The organism is Nocardioides sp. SR21 (assembly GCF_022761125.1).
Lineage (GTDB): Bacteria > Actinomycetota > Actinomycetes > Propionibacteriales > Nocardioidaceae > Nocardioides.
In genome coordinates this window covers 203,613-216,455 of the sequence record NZ_JAKWJR010000007.1, presented here as the reverse complement: position 1 = coordinate 216,455, position 12,843 = coordinate 203,613, and the positions used below count along the sequence as shown (strand labels likewise).

At 72.4% G+C, this 12,843-nt stretch carries 17 protein-coding genes; 6 read left to right on the top strand and 11 right to left on the bottom strand.

Annotated features, from left to right (window positions below; translation table 11 throughout):
• Positions 1-33: 33 nt before the first annotated feature.
• Positions 34-201 carry a DUF3117 domain-containing protein gene (locus MJ604_RS15100; protein WP_081795029.1) on the bottom strand — a complete coding sequence of 56 codons (168 nt, stop codon included), beginning with the start codon at positions 199-201 and terminating at the stop codon, positions 34-36.
• Between the two features lie 150 nt (positions 202-351).
• Between MJ604_RS15100 and MJ604_RS15095 the strand changes: the two genes are divergently transcribed.
• Both MJ604_RS15095 and MJ604_RS15090 read left to right on the top strand, forming a co-directional pair.
• Positions 352-1,128 carry a PaaX family transcriptional regulator C-terminal domain-containing protein gene (locus tag MJ604_RS15095; RefSeq protein ID WP_243059319.1) on the top strand — a complete coding sequence of 259 codons (777 nt, stop codon included), beginning with the start codon at positions 352-354 and terminating at the stop codon, positions 1,126-1,128.
• Positions 1,129-1,157: 29 nt separating this feature from the next.
• Positions 1,158-1,952 (top strand): enoyl-CoA hydratase/isomerase family protein, encoded by a 795-nt coding sequence (locus MJ604_RS15090; RefSeq protein WP_243059318.1) that lies wholly within the window; start codon positions 1,158-1,160, stop codon positions 1,950-1,952.
• 51 nt (positions 1,953-2,003) lie between these two features.
• Here MJ604_RS15090 and MJ604_RS15085 read toward each other — a convergent pair whose 3' ends face one another.
• The 5 genes from MJ604_RS15085 to dapE are packed head-to-tail and all read right to left on the bottom strand — an operon-like array spanning position 2,004 to position 5,272.
• Entirely contained in the window at positions 2,004-2,750 is a 747-nt protein-coding gene (locus tag MJ604_RS15085; RefSeq protein ID WP_243059317.1) for a M14 family zinc carboxypeptidase, read from the bottom strand.
• 16 nt (positions 2,751-2,766) lie between these two features.
• On the bottom strand, positions 2,767-3,192 hold the full coding sequence (locus MJ604_RS15080; RefSeq protein ID WP_243059316.1) for a hypothetical protein: 426 nt from the start codon (positions 3,190-3,192) through the stop codon (positions 2,767-2,769).
• Between the two features lie 15 nt (positions 3,193-3,207).
• Positions 3,208-3,486: a DivIVA domain-containing protein gene (locus tag MJ604_RS15075; protein ID WP_243059468.1), complete on the bottom strand. Its 279-nt coding sequence runs from the start codon at positions 3,484-3,486 to the stop codon at positions 3,208-3,210.
• Positions 3,486-4,217 carry a TIGR00730 family Rossman fold protein gene (locus MJ604_RS15070; RefSeq protein ID WP_243059315.1) on the bottom strand — a complete coding sequence of 244 codons (732 nt, stop codon included), beginning with the start codon at positions 4,215-4,217 and terminating at the stop codon, positions 3,486-3,488. Before MJ604_RS15070 ends, MJ604_RS15075 begins: the two co-directional genes overlap by 1 nt.
• Positions 4,214-5,272 carry a succinyl-diaminopimelate desuccinylase gene (gene dapE, locus MJ604_RS15065; protein ID WP_243059314.1) on the bottom strand — a complete coding sequence of 353 codons (1,059 nt, stop codon included), beginning with the start codon at positions 5,270-5,272 and terminating at the stop codon, positions 4,214-4,216. The genes MJ604_RS15070 and dapE overlap by 4 nt, the downstream gene beginning before the upstream one ends.
• Before the next feature lie 151 nt (positions 5,273-5,423).
• Between dapE and MJ604_RS15060 the strand changes: the two genes are divergently transcribed.
• Entirely contained in the window at positions 5,424-6,272 is an 849-nt protein-coding gene (locus MJ604_RS15060; RefSeq protein ID WP_243059313.1) for an LLM class F420-dependent oxidoreductase, read from the top strand.
• Positions 6,273-6,364: 92 nt separating this feature from the next.
• Positions 6,365-7,375, top strand: coding sequence for a CARDB domain-containing protein (locus MJ604_RS15055; protein WP_243059312.1), 1,011 nt, complete (start codon positions 6,365-6,367; stop codon positions 7,373-7,375).
• Here MJ604_RS15055 and MJ604_RS15050 read toward each other — a convergent pair.
• The 5 genes from MJ604_RS15050 to MJ604_RS15030 all read right to left on the bottom strand — a co-directional run bounded on the left by MJ604_RS15050 (position 7,362) and on the right by MJ604_RS15030 (position 11,052).
• Positions 7,362-8,360, bottom strand: a complete 999-nt coding sequence (locus tag MJ604_RS15050; protein ID WP_243059311.1) for a WD40 repeat domain-containing protein — start codon at positions 8,358-8,360, stop codon at positions 7,362-7,364. The two genes, MJ604_RS15055 and MJ604_RS15050, sit on opposite strands and share 14 nt — an antisense overlap.
• A gap of 62 nt (positions 8,361-8,422) precedes the next feature.
• Entirely contained in the window at positions 8,423-8,899 is a 477-nt protein-coding gene (locus MJ604_RS15045) for a DUF4919 domain-containing protein (RefSeq protein WP_243059310.1), read from the bottom strand.
• The gene (locus MJ604_RS15040) at positions 8,896-9,942 is read right to left on the bottom strand and encodes a hypothetical protein (RefSeq protein WP_243059309.1); all 1,047 of its coding nucleotides are present in this window, start codon (positions 9,940-9,942) and stop codon (positions 8,896-8,898) included. Before MJ604_RS15040 ends, MJ604_RS15045 begins: the two co-directional genes overlap by 4 nt.
• On the bottom strand, positions 9,942-10,256 hold the full coding sequence (locus tag MJ604_RS15035; protein ID WP_243059308.1) for a hypothetical protein: 315 nt from the start codon (positions 10,254-10,256) through the stop codon (positions 9,942-9,944). Before MJ604_RS15035 ends, MJ604_RS15040 begins: the two co-directional genes overlap by 1 nt.
• Positions 10,257-10,305: 49 nt before the next feature.
• Positions 10,306-11,052 (bottom strand): TetR/AcrR family transcriptional regulator, encoded by a 747-nt coding sequence (locus tag MJ604_RS15030; protein ID WP_243059307.1) that lies wholly within the window; start codon positions 11,050-11,052, stop codon positions 10,306-10,308.
• 92 nt (positions 11,053-11,144) lie between these two features.
• On the opposite strand from MJ604_RS15030, the gene MJ604_RS15025 reads away from it, so the two are divergent.
• Both MJ604_RS15025 and MJ604_RS15020 read left to right on the top strand, forming a co-directional pair.
• Positions 11,145-12,062, top strand: coding sequence for an ATP-binding cassette domain-containing protein (locus MJ604_RS15025; RefSeq protein WP_243059306.1), 918 nt, complete (start codon positions 11,145-11,147; stop codon positions 12,060-12,062).
• Positions 12,059-12,838, top strand: a complete 780-nt coding sequence (locus MJ604_RS15020) for an ABC transporter permease (RefSeq protein WP_243059305.1) — start codon at positions 12,059-12,061, stop codon at positions 12,836-12,838. The genes MJ604_RS15025 and MJ604_RS15020 overlap by 4 nt, the downstream gene beginning before the upstream one ends.
• The last annotated feature ends 5 nt before the right edge of the window (positions 12,839-12,843 follow it).

The following is a 12,843-nucleotide window of genomic DNA, read 5'->3' as shown; positions in this document are numbered from 1 at the left end:
GGGAGAGTGGGGCGAACGGTTGTCGGCACGGTGTCAGCCGACGACGTCCTTGAGGGCATTTCCGAGAGCGCCGGCCTCTTCGGCGTTGAGCTCGACAACGAGGCGGCCACCGCCCTCGAGCGGGACGCGCATCACGATGCCGCGTCCTTCCTTGGTGACCTCCAGCGGACCGTCGCCCGTCCGCGGCTTCATCGCCGCCATCCGCGCACCTTCCTTTTCCGTTCTCGAGCCAGGAGGAAGCCAGAAACAGCCCCTCCCCGCGCCATCCGTGTAGACCAGTATCCCTCATCGAGCGGTGACTTGGAGCACAGGGCGAGGTCCGGGACCCGATCCGGCTGGCAGACTCCTGCCATGCAGGCCCGCTCGGCGCTCTTCGACGTGTACGGCGACCACCTGCGCGCCCGCGGCAGCGAGGCGCCCGTCGCGGCCGTCGTCCGGATGCTCGACCCGGTCGGGATCGCCGCTCCCGCGGTCCGCACCGCGATCTCCCGGATGGTCATGCAGGGCTGGCTCGAGCCGGTCCAGCTGGCCGGCGGTCGCGGCTACCGCACCAGCGAGCGGGCCAACCGGCGCCTCGACGAGGCCGGCAACCGGGTCTACCGGCGCCAGGTCCCCGCCTGGGACGGCCACTGGCACCTCGCCTTCGTCTCCGCCCCCGACAGCCGCGCGGCGCGGGCGCGGCTCCGCGCCGGGCTGACGTTCCTCGGGTACGCCGAGCTGAGCGACGGCGTCTGGGTCAGCCCCTACCCCCGGGCCGAGCTGGCGTCCGTGGTCGAGCGCGAGGGTGCGACCGTGCGCGTCGCGCGGGCCGACCGGTTCGACCCCGAGCCGACCGGCGCGTGGGACCTCGACGGGCTGCGGTCGTCGTACGACGGCTGGCTACGCGCGGCCGGCGACCTGGTCGACCAGCACTTCGCGGCGCACGACGACGAGGACGAGGCGGCGTTCGCCGCGCGCTTCCACCTGGTCCACGAGTGGCGGAAGTTCCTGTTCGCCGACCCGGGGCTGCCCGACGCGCTGCTGCCCGAGGACTGGCCCGGGCACGAGGCCGCGCGGCTGTTCGCCGACGAGGCGAGCCGGCTCAAGCCCGGGACCGACCGGTTCGTCGCCCGCTGCCTCGGTGCTTGACCCGGGGAGCGCCTGACAGACTGCGGGGCATGACCGACTCCCCTGTGCTGTTGGACCTGACCGACGGCGTCGCGACCATCACGCTGAACCGGCCGGAGGCGTACAACAGCCTCAACATCGCGACCAAGGAGCTGCTGCGCGACACCGTGCACCAGGTCGCCGAGGACGACGCCGTCCGCTGCGTGGTGCTGACCGGCACCGGCAAGGCGTTCTGCACCGGGCAGGACCTCAAGGAGCACATCGAGCTGCTGCACAACGGCGGCAGCGACGCGCTGTTCACCACCGTCGACGACCACTACAACCCGACCGTCACCGCGCTGGCCACCATGCCCAAGCCGGTGATCGCCGCGGTGAACGGCGTCGCGGCCGGCGCGGGCGCGAGCCTCGCGTTCGCCTGCGACCTGCGGATCGTGGCCGACACCGCCGGGTTCAACCTGGCGTTCGCCAACGTCGCGCTGTCGTGCGACACCGGCGCCAGCTACCACCTGCAGCGGCTCGTCGGCCGCGCCAAGGCGCTGGAGCTGCTGTACTTCCCGTCCACCGTGCCGGCGGCCGACGCCCTCGAGCTCGGCCTGGCCACCAAGGTCGTCCCCGCCGACCAGCTCGCGGCCGAGGTGGGCGCCCTGGCGTCGCGACTCGCGGCCGGACCGACGGTCGCGCTCGGCGCGATCCGCCAGTCCGTCGTGTACGCCGCCGGCCACTCGCTCGAGGAGTCGCTGGAGCTGGAGAGCGCGATGATGACCAAGACCGGCGCGACCGCCGACCACCAGGCCGCGGTCGCGGCGTTCGTGGCGAAGGAGAAGCCGGTCTTCGAGGGGCGCTAGCGGCAGGGTGGTTGAGGTGCGACGAGCGCCAGCCAGGAGCCTCGACACCACCTAGCGGCGGTGCGCGCCCCAGATGGAGAGGACCTGACGGGGCGCGATCCGCTGCATCAGCCGCCGCGGCGGGTTCGAGCCGTACTCGACGGTCAGGGCGGCGCCGCGGAAGTGGTGGTTGTACCAACCGGTCATCGTGCCGTGGCAGACGCCGCCGCAGGTGAACGACTTGCGCGGCAGGTTCAGCCGGTCGGCGACCCGGGCGGCGAAGCGCTCGTCCTTGGTGTCGGTGTCGACGCCGTTCAGGGGCTGGTGGAAGCTGATGATCCAGCGCGGCCGGATCTTCTTCAGGAACTTCATCACGGCGCGGGTCTCGGGCTCGGAGCCGGCGCGCGGGCCGGACTCGTAGCTGCCGTCGAGGTCGGCCCACCGGTACGGGAAGTTCCGGTTCAGGTCGACCTCGTGGGCGTTCTTGCGGGTCCCGCGGGCCAGCCCGTCGGGGTTGTAGACCGGGAGCACCCACAGGTTCAGGCCGTGGATCGGGCGCCGGTCGCGCAGGCTCGTCAGGATCCGGTGGGTGTCGTTCTCGTCGCCGTGCATCGTCGAGATCAGCAGCACCTTGGTCTTGCCGCGCTCACCGAGGCGGAACGCCTTGATCGGCCGGCCCTGCACGGACTTCCCGATGACCGCCTTCTGCACGACCGCGGGTCGTTCGTCGGGCGCACGGACGGCGTACGACGGCGCGGCCAGGCCGACGGCGAGAGCGATGCCGAGAGACAGGGTCGTGGGCAGGGTCCCGAGACGCATGGGCAGCGAGCCTAGGTCACACGTGCGCGGTGAGGTAGGCCCAGGTGAAGACGCCGACGCCGACGAGCATCCCGACGTGGGCCAGGATCGAGAGCCCCGGCCCGTCGGACCAGGTGTCCTCGTGGCCACCCGAGGAGTGCTTGCCGCGGCTCGGCAGCCAGCGGGCGAGGATCAGCAGGCCGAGCACGACCACGATCCACCAGAACGCGATCGCGGCGATCCCGATCGCGTCACCGCCGAGCGCGGAGTCGTCCGGCGCGGCCAGGAACGCGACCCACAGCACCAGCGCGATCACGCCGGTGACGGTGTGCGCATGGACCAGTCCCCGACCGACGTCGTGGCGCCCGGCCCCGCCCTCGGAGCGCGCCAGCCGGACCTGGGTCAGCACGACCACGACGGCAGCCAGAGCCGTCAGGACGTAGACGATCACCTCGGTCGACACGGAGCGAAGTGTGCCCTACGGCGTGGGCTCGTCGCCACGACCCCGATCCGAGTCCGCGTCCTCGAGCTCGCTGGCGAGCCGGTCGAGGAGCGCGTCGACCTCGGACATCCGGTAGCCGCGGAAGCCGAGCGAGAACCGCACGCGGCGCAGGTCGTCGGCCGTCAGCGGACCCGCTGCCGGGACGCTGGAGTCCGGGCGGTCGTCGTACACCTCGGCGAGCGGAGCGCCCCGGCCCGCGGCGACCAGGGCGATGCCGCCGAGCGCCAGCACGACCAGGATCGCGAAGAACCACATCACGAGGGGTCCACCTCCCGGGCCGCGACCATGAGCGCCACGACCTCCTCGACGTCGTCGGTGAGCACCAGCCGGTCGATGTCCTCCTGGCGGATCGTGCCCTCCGCGAGCTGGGTGTCGCGCATCCAGTCGACCAGGCCCTGCCAGTACGCCGTGCCGAGCAGCACGATCGGGAAGCTGGTGATCTTGCCGGTCTGCGCGAGCGTGGCCGCCTCGAACATCTCGTCCAGCGTGCCCAGGCCGCCCGGCAGCACCGCGAAGCCCTGCGAGTACTTCACGAACATGGTCTTGCGGGCGAAGAAGTAGCGGAAGTTGACGCCGACGTCGACCCAGTCGTTGAGGCCCGACTCCCACGGGAGCTCGATGCCGAGCCCGACGCTGACGCCGCCGGCCTCACTGGCGCCCTTGTTGGCGGCCTCCATCGCGCCGGGCCCGCCGCCCGTGATGACCGTGAACCCCTCCTCGGCGAGACGCCGGCCGAGCACCTCCGCGACGGCGTACGACGGGTGGTCGGGACCGAGCCGGGCCGAGCCGAAGACCGAGACGGCCGGGCCGAGCTCGGCGAGCGCACCGAAGCCCTCGACCAGCTCGGCCTGCATGCGGAGCACCCGCCACGGATCCGTGTGGACCCAGTCCGACGCACCCCGTGAGTCCAGCAGCCGCTGGTCGGTGGTCGAGCCGTCGATCTGGGACCGACGCTGGATGATCGGCCCCTTGAACTTGGCCCTCACCGGGTCAGCCACCGTCGGAGTCGGTCCTCGCAGCGGGTGATGTGCTCCACGGGCACGTGCTCCTCCTGCTTGTGGGCGAGCATCGGGTCGCCCGGGCCGTAGTTGACTGCTGGGACCCCGAGCCCGCTGAACCTGGCGACGTCGGTCCACCCGAACTTCGGGTTCACCTCGCCGCCCACCGCCTCGACGAACGCCTTCGCAGCCGGCAGGTCGAGGCCCGGCAGCGCGCCCGGTGCGGAGTCGGTGAGGGTGACGTCGTACCCCTCGAAGAACTCACGGACGAACGCCTCGGCCTCGGCCTCGGAGCGGTCCGGTGCGAACCGGAAGTTCACCTCGACCACGCACTCGTCGGGCAGCACGTTGCCGGCGACCCCACCGCGGATGAACACCGCGTTGAGGCCCTCGTGGTACTCGAGGCCGTCGATCACGGGCTTGCGCGCGTCGTACTCGTTCAGGCGGCGCAGCACCTCGGCGGCGCCGTGGATGGCGTTGACGCCGCGCCAGCTGCGGGCCGAGTGGGCACGCTCGCCGGTCGTGCGGACCTCGACGCGCAGGGTGCCCTGGCAGCCGGCCTCGACGGAGGCGTTCGACGGCTCCATCAGGATCGCGAAGTCCGCCGCCATCAGGTCGGGGCGGGCCTCCGCGAGCAGGCGCAGCCCGTTGTACTTCGCGTCGATCTCCTCGGCCTCGTAGAGGATGTAGGTGACGTCGCGGACCGGCTCAGGCACGGTCGCCGCGAGCCGGAGGATGACCGCATCGCCGCCCTTCATGTCGCAGGTGCCGAGGCCGTGCAGCAGGTCGCCGTCGCGGCGCGCGGGCAGATTGTCGTTCAGCGGAACGGTGTCGAGGTGGCCGGCGATCACGACCCGCTCGCCGAGGCCGAGGTCGGTGCGCGCGACCACGGTGTGGCCGACCCGCTCGACGCTCAGGTGCGGCAGCGCGCGCAGCGCCTCCTCGACCGCGTCCGCGATCGCCTGCTCGTCCAGGCTGACCGACTCGATGTTGACCAGCTGCTCGGTCAGCGTGACGGCGTCGGCGGTGAGGTCGAGCTTCATGCGTCCATCCAACCAGCCGCCCGCCGATCCCGGCGGGGCCGGAGACCGTGGAGGCACCAGGAATGACCCCTCCACCGGCCGATCGAGGGCCGTTCCTGGTGTCTCGGCGGACACAGCACCGCCCAAATAGAACTTGTTCTAGTATCGGCTCATGCGCAACGGACTCGTGCTCTTCACCTCTGACCGCGGCATCCGGCCGGCCACCCTCGGCGCGGCCGCGGAGGAGCGGGGCTTCGACACGTTCTACGTGCCCGAGCACACCCACATCCCGGTCAAGCGGACCGCTGCCCACCCCGGGACCGGCGACGAGTCGCTGCCCGACGACCGGTACCTGCGCACGCTCGACCCGTGGGTCTCGCTCGCGACCGTCGCCCAGGCGACGTCGCGGATCAAGCTGTCGACCGCGGTGGCGCTGCCGGTCGAGTCCGACCCGATCACGCTGGCCAAGCAGATCGCCACGCTCGACCACCTCTCGGGCGGTCGCGTCGAGATCGGCGCCGGCTTCGGCTGGAACACCGACGAGCTCGCCGACCACCACGTCCCGGCCGACCGGCGCCGCACGGTGCTCAAGGAGTACGTCGAGGCGATGCGGGCGCTGTGGACCCAGGAGGAGGCGTCGTACGACGGCGAGTTCGTGTCGTTCGGGCCGTCGTGGGCCTTCCCCAAGCCGGCCGCGCACATCCCGCTGATCATCGGCGCAGGCGGCGGGCCCAAGACGTTCGCCTGGATCGCGGCCAACGCCGACGGCTGGATGACCACGCCCACCCAGCAGGACATCTCCGGCCAGATCGACGCGCTCAAGAAGTCCTGGGCCGACGCCGGCCGCGCCGGCGCACCCGAGATCCGGATCCTGATCGCGTTCAAGCCGAACCCCGAGGACCTGATGGCGTGGGCCGAGCAGGGCGCCACCGAGCTGATCTGGGGCGTGCCGGACAAGTCCGAGGACGAGGTGCTCGGCTCGCTCGACCGGCTGGCCGGCCGGTTGGGCATCAGCGGCTGACGCTTCCTCGGAACTCCGGGACATCCATCCCTGACGCCCGGGCCGCCGGGCGCCGGATGCTCGCCTCCTGACGACGCGCGGGAGGACGAGAGATGCACGGACGACGTACGGCGATGGGGTTCATCGTCGCGATGCTGGTCACCGGATCACTGGTGGCGGGCACGAGTGCGGACGCGAAGCCGAAGCCGAAGCCGAGGCCGAACCTCGGCATCAACGACATCCTGAGGGTGCCGGCCCAGGTCCGGGCGGGTGGCCACTTCGGGGTCAAGGTGATGGTGATCAACCAGGGCGGCGCCGCCCGGGCGAAGGCCTCGCAGGTGAGCCTGCACCTCTCGCGCGACGCCAGGAAGTCGGCCGGCGACCTGAACGTCGGGCGCACCTCCGTCGGCGAGATCGACGACTGGGGCGTCCAGACGGTTCCGGCGACGATCGACCTGCCGGAGTCGGCGATCGGCTCGTACTACGTGATCGCGTGCGCGGACGCGGCCCGGAAGATCCGCGAGACCCGGGAGAACGACAACTGCAACGCGGGGAGCAGCACCGTCGAGGTCGTCGCGCCGATCGAGGGCGTGCTCACCGGCACGCTCGACTTCTGGTCCTCCGAGGAGCTCGAGTCGGGGAACACCCTCGAGACCTGGAGCCGCCACGCGCAGGCGGAGATCACCATGGAGATCAGCGGCCGGGGCACCGACATCCGGGTCGTCGACGACGGCTCCAGCTACACCTGGGGCGGCGACTACGCGTTCACCGTGCGCTACCCCGAGTGCGTCACCACCAACAGCGAGGTGGAGGAGAGGGCCGACGCCTTCCAGAAGCCGGGCGAGCAGATCTCCGACCTCGAGGGCCGGGCCGACGACCCGACGCTCCAGATCGTCGACCTGTCGGTGGCGATGGAGTACGACATCACCGGCAGCATCACCTCGTGCGGGCAGCCGCCCGTCCCCTATACGGACCGCTCCGAGTACACGACCGGACTCGGGCTCCAGCAGGTCTCGGCAACTGACGACGCCATCGTCTACGAGGTCTCGAGCGACTGGACGGGAGCGGGCGAGCCGTCGCAGTGGGACACCGTCGAGGGCACGCTGACGCTCACGCTGGACTGAGCCGCCGGCGCAGGTCGGCGGAACGTACGTCCCACACGAGGACTCCGTCGCGGGCCGAGACGGAGTACACCGTGGCGCCGTCGGGCGCGAAGGCCACCGCGACCGGGTCGTCGGTGTGTCCGGTGAGCTCGCGGACGCGGTCGTCGGCGGGCCTCCAGATCCGCACGGTGTCGTCCTCGGCGTCCGTCAGCGCGACGGTCTCCGAGTCCGGGGCGAAGGCGACCTGCTCGAGGTGGTGGCCGTCGAGCACCGCCTCGAGGGCGAGGTCGTCGGCGCTCCACACCGCGGGGGCACCGCCGGGCCCCGGGCCGGCCAGCCAGGCGCCGTCCGGGCTCCACGCGAGGCCGTCACCGTCGCCCGAGGACCGCGGGAGCGTGCCGACCGGGTCGCCGGACGGTACGGCGAACACCTCGACCGGTCCCCCGCCGGCTGCCGCGAGCCGAGTGCCGTCCGGGCTGAACGCCAGCGCGTACACGTCGGAGTCCGGGCTGATCGTGGCGACGTCGTCGCCGGCTGACGACCAGATCCGCACCTCGCGCTCGGGCCCGGCAGCGGCGACCAGCGCGCCGTCGGGACTGAAGGCGACGGCCTGCACGACCGGGCCGTCCGTGGCCTCCTCACCGGCCAGTCCCGTGAGCTCGGCGCTGACCTCACCGGTCTCGGCGTCGAGGAGCACGACCGTGGGGCCGTCCGCGGTCGCGAGGACCGACCAGTCCGGGCTGATCGCGAGGTGGCCTCCGCCGTCGACTGCCGCCAGGCTGCCGTCGACGGTGTCCCACCGGCAGATGCCCTCCCAGCAGTCGGCGAGCACCTGCGCGCCGTCCGGGCTCACCGACAGCCGGTCCGGCAGCACCTCGCCCGCGGGGAAGTCGCCGGCCGGCTCCTCGACGGTCGCCTCGGAGACGCCGTCGTCCCCGCACCCGGCGAGGACCGTCACGGCCAGCAGCACCGCGGCCGCGGCGGCCCTCCGAGATCGCGTGCGCATCGTGTTCCTTCGTGTCGTGGTTCCTCACCGGTCCGACGCGACGCCGCCGGGACGGGTTCCGGTCAGTCGGGCGAGAACAGCTCGGTGACGTCGAACCACGCCTCGCTGCCGTCGTCGCACACGTGCCGGTCGAGGTGCCGGCTCCCGTCGCGCTCGAGCGTCTGCTCGGTGGAGCGGCGCCGCTGCGAGCGCAGCACGTCGTACTCGTCGCTCACCCGCAGCACCGACCACGGCCGCTCGCGACTGCCGTCGCCGGTCGCGAGGATGCCGGCCAGCGCCGCCCGGGCGATCAGCCGCTCGCGGGCCGCAGCCTGCTGCCGACCGGCGCGGGCCAGCGCGTCCGCGAGCGCCCCGTGCGCGGAGGGGCTGAGCAGCGCGCCCGGCATCAGCCGCTGCAGGGCCGCCAGGCCGTCGGCCTCGCCGACGACCAGGCCGGGGTCGAAGCTCGGGTCGGCCCGGACCGCGCGGCGGACGTCGGCGAGCGACGCGGGGGTCGGGTCCGCGAGGTAGCGGCCGACCAGGTCTCCGGCGGTGGTCATCGCGACTCCTCGAGCAGGCGGTCGATCTCGGCCTCGGTGAGCCCGTCGAGGTACTCGCGGCCGGCATCGCGGGCGTCGGCCTCGACCGGCTGGTTGAAGTAGTCGTCGTACGGCACCTCGGGATAGCTCTGGTAGTCGTCGAAGTTGTCCTCCCACTCGTTCGTCTGCTCCGCGGTGATGCCGTCGTCGCGGTGCTCGTCGAACGGGTCGCTCTCCCAGGGGAGCTGCCAGTCGTTCTCGTCGCGGATCGCCTCGTGCTGGCGGCCGTGGCGCACCTCGTGCGCGACGGAGTGCAGCAGGCGCGGGTCGTCGAGCAGCCCCTCGTTGAGGCGGAGGGTCCCGGGCTCCCCGTCGCTCCACTGGCCGTTCGGGCCCCAGCTGGGGTCCTTCCACTCGATGTCGGGCATCTCGAGGCCGCTCTCCTCGGACAGCTCCTCGATCATCTGCTCGATCACCGCGCGCCGCTCGGCATCGGTGAGCTGCGCCCAGCGAGCGGCGACATCGGGATCGGCGACGCCGTACTCGTCGACGTCCCGGACGTGCCCGCTCGGGATGCTGTCGGCGATCGTCGCGTCGGCGGCAGCCGCGCGGACCAGGATCGCGGTGACGTCGTCGGCCAGCGCCTGGGCCTGGTTGCGGCGCCCGGTGGAGTACTCCTCGGCCTCCCAGCGGGTGTCGAACGTCCTCGGCTCGCTCACGTCGGTCACCGACCCGTCGGTCCCGATCTCGAACTGCCCGGCCTTCGCCTGGCCCTCGACGTCGGTCACCAGCCGCTCGATCTCGGTCACCAGCGTCTCGGCCTCGTAGAGCGCGCGCTGCACCTGCCGCTTGCCCTCGAGGTGGGTGGTCATCCTCCGGACCAGCGCGTCGCGCCGGAACTCGGCGAAGGAGCGCGCCAGGCCGGTCCACGAGTCCGGGATCGCCTGCGCCTCGACCTGGTCGCGGCTCTCCTCGAGCGCCCGGGCATCGGCGCGTACGCCGTCGCCGGCCTGCCCCAGAGGTGCGGCCCGCCAGCTCCTGACGTCGCCGTAGCCGACCGGCATCAGCAGTCCCCGGGCAGCAGGCCGAACAGCCCGCCGAAGCCGGTGCCCACCGTGGAGTCCGTGTCGCACGCGTCGTCGCTCGCGGCGCTGATCGCCTTCCCGAACGAGGCCGCGTCAGCAGCCCAGTCGTCGACCTCGTCGTCCCAGCTGGAGCCGAGGTCGGACAGCAGCCCGACCGAGGTGGCGCCGGGGACCGCCGAACCGGCGACACCGAGGTGGGCCGAGGACCCGTGGCCCCGGGCGCCGTCGCCGGCGGAGGTCACGGCGTTCGACGCGGCGGCCATGTCCGAGGGCACGACCTGGAAGACGGACATGGCATCGGGATGCCCCGTCCTGCGCGAGCCGAAACGGCCCGCGGAGCGGTCAGCGGGAACGGGCGACGTACGCCTCGATGCCGTCGAGGATGCGCGCGAGACCGAACTCGAGCTCGCGGTTCGGGTCGGTGCCCGCCTGGTAGGCCTCGCCGGCGGCCGAGCCGACGCGTCCGGCGATCGGGTAGTCACGCCCGGCCATCACGCGACCGAGCTCCTCGCCGTTGTCCTGCCACCACTCGAGGTCGGTCATCCCGGACTGGCGCTCGGCCTGGCGGACGGCGTGCTCGGCGCGCACGACGTTCGTCGCGAAGCCGACGACCAGCGTGATCGCCTGGTCCATCTCGACGTCGCCGAGACCGACGCCCTCGACCGCGGAGAGCTGCCACTCGTAGCGGTCGGCGACGTTCGGGCCGAGCCAGGGCCGGACGCCGACGACGTCGAGCAGCCACGGGTGCGCGCGCCAGTCCGCGAGCTGCACCTCGGCGACCGTCGTGAGCCGCGCGCGCAGGTCGCCCGCCAGCGGAGGCAGCTCGGTGCGGCCGAGGACGTGGTCGAACATCAGCACGACCAGGTCGTCCCGGCTCGCGACGTACGAGTACAGCGTCATCGCCCCGATGCCCAGCTGCTCGGCAAGCGTCCGCATCGAGAGCGCGGCGAGACCCTCGCGGTCGGCGACGTCGATCGCCGCGTCGACGACCTCGTCGACGCTCACCTTCGGGGGGCGACCACGCTTGGGGCCGTCGTCGCCCGCGGGCACGACGTGGCGCCACAGCAGCGGGAGCGTCGGGTCGGCCACGGGGCGATCCTACTTTCTCGTACGACGTACGGAACAAATGCTAGAGTCCACGCGTTTAATCCGTACAACGTACGTTAATCGAGGGAGAGCGCATGGATCCACTCATCGCACACGGCGTGCACAAGCGGTACGGCGACACCCGGGCCTTGGACGGGCTGGACCTGGAGGTCGCCGCGGGGACCGTGCACGCGCTGCTCGGTCCCAACGGCGCGGGCAAGAGCACCGCGGTCCACACGTTCGCGACGCTGACGCGCTACGACGCGGGCGAGGTCCGCGTCGCCGGGCACGACGTACGACGCGCCGGGGCCGCGGTCCGGCGCGCGATCGGGCTGGTCGGCCAGTCCACCGCGCTCGACGAGGTGCTGCACGGCCGGGAGAACCTGACGCTGCTCGGGCGGCTGCACAGCCTGTCGGCGCGGGAGGCCGGCGCCCGCGCCGACGAGCTGCTGGCGTCGTACGGGCTCGAGGACGCGGGCAGGCGCAAGGTGTCGACGTACTCCGGCGGCATGCGCCGGCGCCTCGACATCGCAGCCAGCCTGATCCGCCGGCCGAGCCTGCTGTTCCTGGACGAGCCGACGACGGGGCTGGACCCACGTGGCCGCAACGAGGTCTGGGCGGCGGTCCGCCAGGTCGTCGCCGAGGGCACCACCGTGCTGCTGACCACGCAGTACCTCGACGAGGCCGACCAGCTCGCCGACCGGATCACGGTGATGGGTGCGGGGCGGGTGATCGCCGAGGGCACCTCGACCGAGCTCAAGGACCGGCTCGGCGGCGACCGGGTCATCGTCACCGCGACGGACGCGGACGCCGTCGCGACGGCTCTCGGTGCCGCGGCCGACCCCGAGACCGGGCAGGTCGTGGTCGAGGCGGGGCCGGACGGCGGCACCGCTGCGCTGCTGCGGGTCGTCCGGGCGCTCGACGCCGCCGGCCTCGAGGTCGACGACGTCCTGCTGCGACGGCCGACGCTCGACGAGGTCTTCCTCCACCTGACCGAAGGGATCGGCCGATGAACACACTCCACCAGAGCTGGGTGATGACCCAGCGCGACCTGAAGCACTGGCAGCGCGAGCCGTGGACGCCGATCTTCGGCATCGCGTTCTCGGTGATGCTGCTGCTGGTGTTCGGCTTCCTGTTCGGCGGCGCGATCGAGGTGCCGGGCGGTGGCGACTACCTGGACTACCTGTTGCCGGGCATGTTCGCGATGACGATGCTGTTCGGCGTCGAGACCACGATGGCGGCCGTCACGCAGGACACGAAGCGCGGCATCACCGACCGGTTCCGATCGATGCCGATCCACAGCGTCGCCGTCCCCCTCGGTCGTGCGGCCGCCGACCTCACCAACTCTGCGGTGCAGCTCGCGGTGCTGATGGTCGGAGGGCTCGTCGTGGGATGGAGCATCGACGGCTCCGTGGCCGGTGCCGCGCTCGCCGTCGGGCTGCTGCTGTGGCTGCGGTTCGCGGTGCTCTGGATCGGGATCTACCTCGGCCTGGTGCTGCGCGGCGAGGGTGCGCTGATGGCCGTGCAGGTGCTGGTCTGGCCGCTCGCGTTCACGTCGAACCTGCTCGTCGCCCCGGAGACGATGCCGGACTGGCTCGGCGCACTCGCCCAGCTCAACCCGGTGTCGGCGACGGCCGCGGCGGCGCGCGACCTGTTCGGCAACCCGACCGGGATCACCGACGGCCTGCTGGCCGACCACGCGGTGCTCGTCGCACTCGCATGGCCGGCCGTGCTGACCGCGGTGTTCCTGCCGCTCGCGGCGCGGGCGTACCGGAACCTGTCGCGCTAGCTGGT

Coding starts and splice junctions, on each gene's coding strand:
- MJ604_RS15100 (WP_081795029.1), bottom strand. CDS start 201: ATGGCGGCGATGAAGCCGCGGACGGGCGACGGTCCGCTGGAGGTCACC.
- MJ604_RS15095 (WP_243059319.1), top strand. CDS start 352: ATGCAGGCCCGCTCGGCGCTCTTCGACGTGTACGGCGACCACCTGCGC.
- MJ604_RS15090 (WP_243059318.1), top strand. CDS start 1,158: ATGACCGACTCCCCTGTGCTGTTGGACCTGACCGACGGCGTCGCGACC.
- MJ604_RS15085 (WP_243059317.1), bottom strand. CDS start 2,750: ATGCGTCTCGGGACCCTGCCCACGACCCTGTCTCTCGGCATCGCTCTC.
- MJ604_RS15075 (WP_243059468.1), bottom strand. CDS start 3,486: ATGTGGTTCTTCGCGATCCTGGTCGTGCTGGCGCTCGGCGGCATCGCC.
- dapE (WP_243059314.1), bottom strand. CDS start 5,272: ATGAAGCTCGACCTCACCGCCGACGCCGTCACGCTGACCGAGCAGCTG.
- MJ604_RS15060 (WP_243059313.1), top strand. CDS start 5,424: ATGCGCAACGGACTCGTGCTCTTCACCTCTGACCGCGGCATCCGGCCG.
- MJ604_RS15055 (WP_243059312.1), top strand. CDS start 6,365: ATGCACGGACGACGTACGGCGATGGGGTTCATCGTCGCGATGCTGGTC.
- MJ604_RS15050 (WP_243059311.1), bottom strand. CDS start 8,360: ATGCGCACGCGATCTCGGAGGGCCGCCGCGGCCGCGGTGCTGCTGGCC.
- MJ604_RS15045 (WP_243059310.1), bottom strand. CDS start 8,899: ATGACCACCGCCGGAGACCTGGTCGGCCGCTACCTCGCGGACCCGACC.
- MJ604_RS15040 (WP_243059309.1), bottom strand. CDS start 9,942: ATGCCGGTCGGCTACGGCGACGTCAGGAGCTGGCGGGCCGCACCTCTG.
- MJ604_RS15035 (WP_243059308.1), bottom strand. CDS start 10,256: ATGTCCGTCTTCCAGGTCGTGCCCTCGGACATGGCCGCCGCGTCGAAC.
- MJ604_RS15025 (WP_243059306.1), top strand. CDS start 11,145: ATGGATCCACTCATCGCACACGGCGTGCACAAGCGGTACGGCGACACC.
- MJ604_RS15020 (WP_243059305.1), top strand. CDS start 12,059: ATGAACACACTCCACCAGAGCTGGGTGATGACCCAGCGCGACCTGAAG.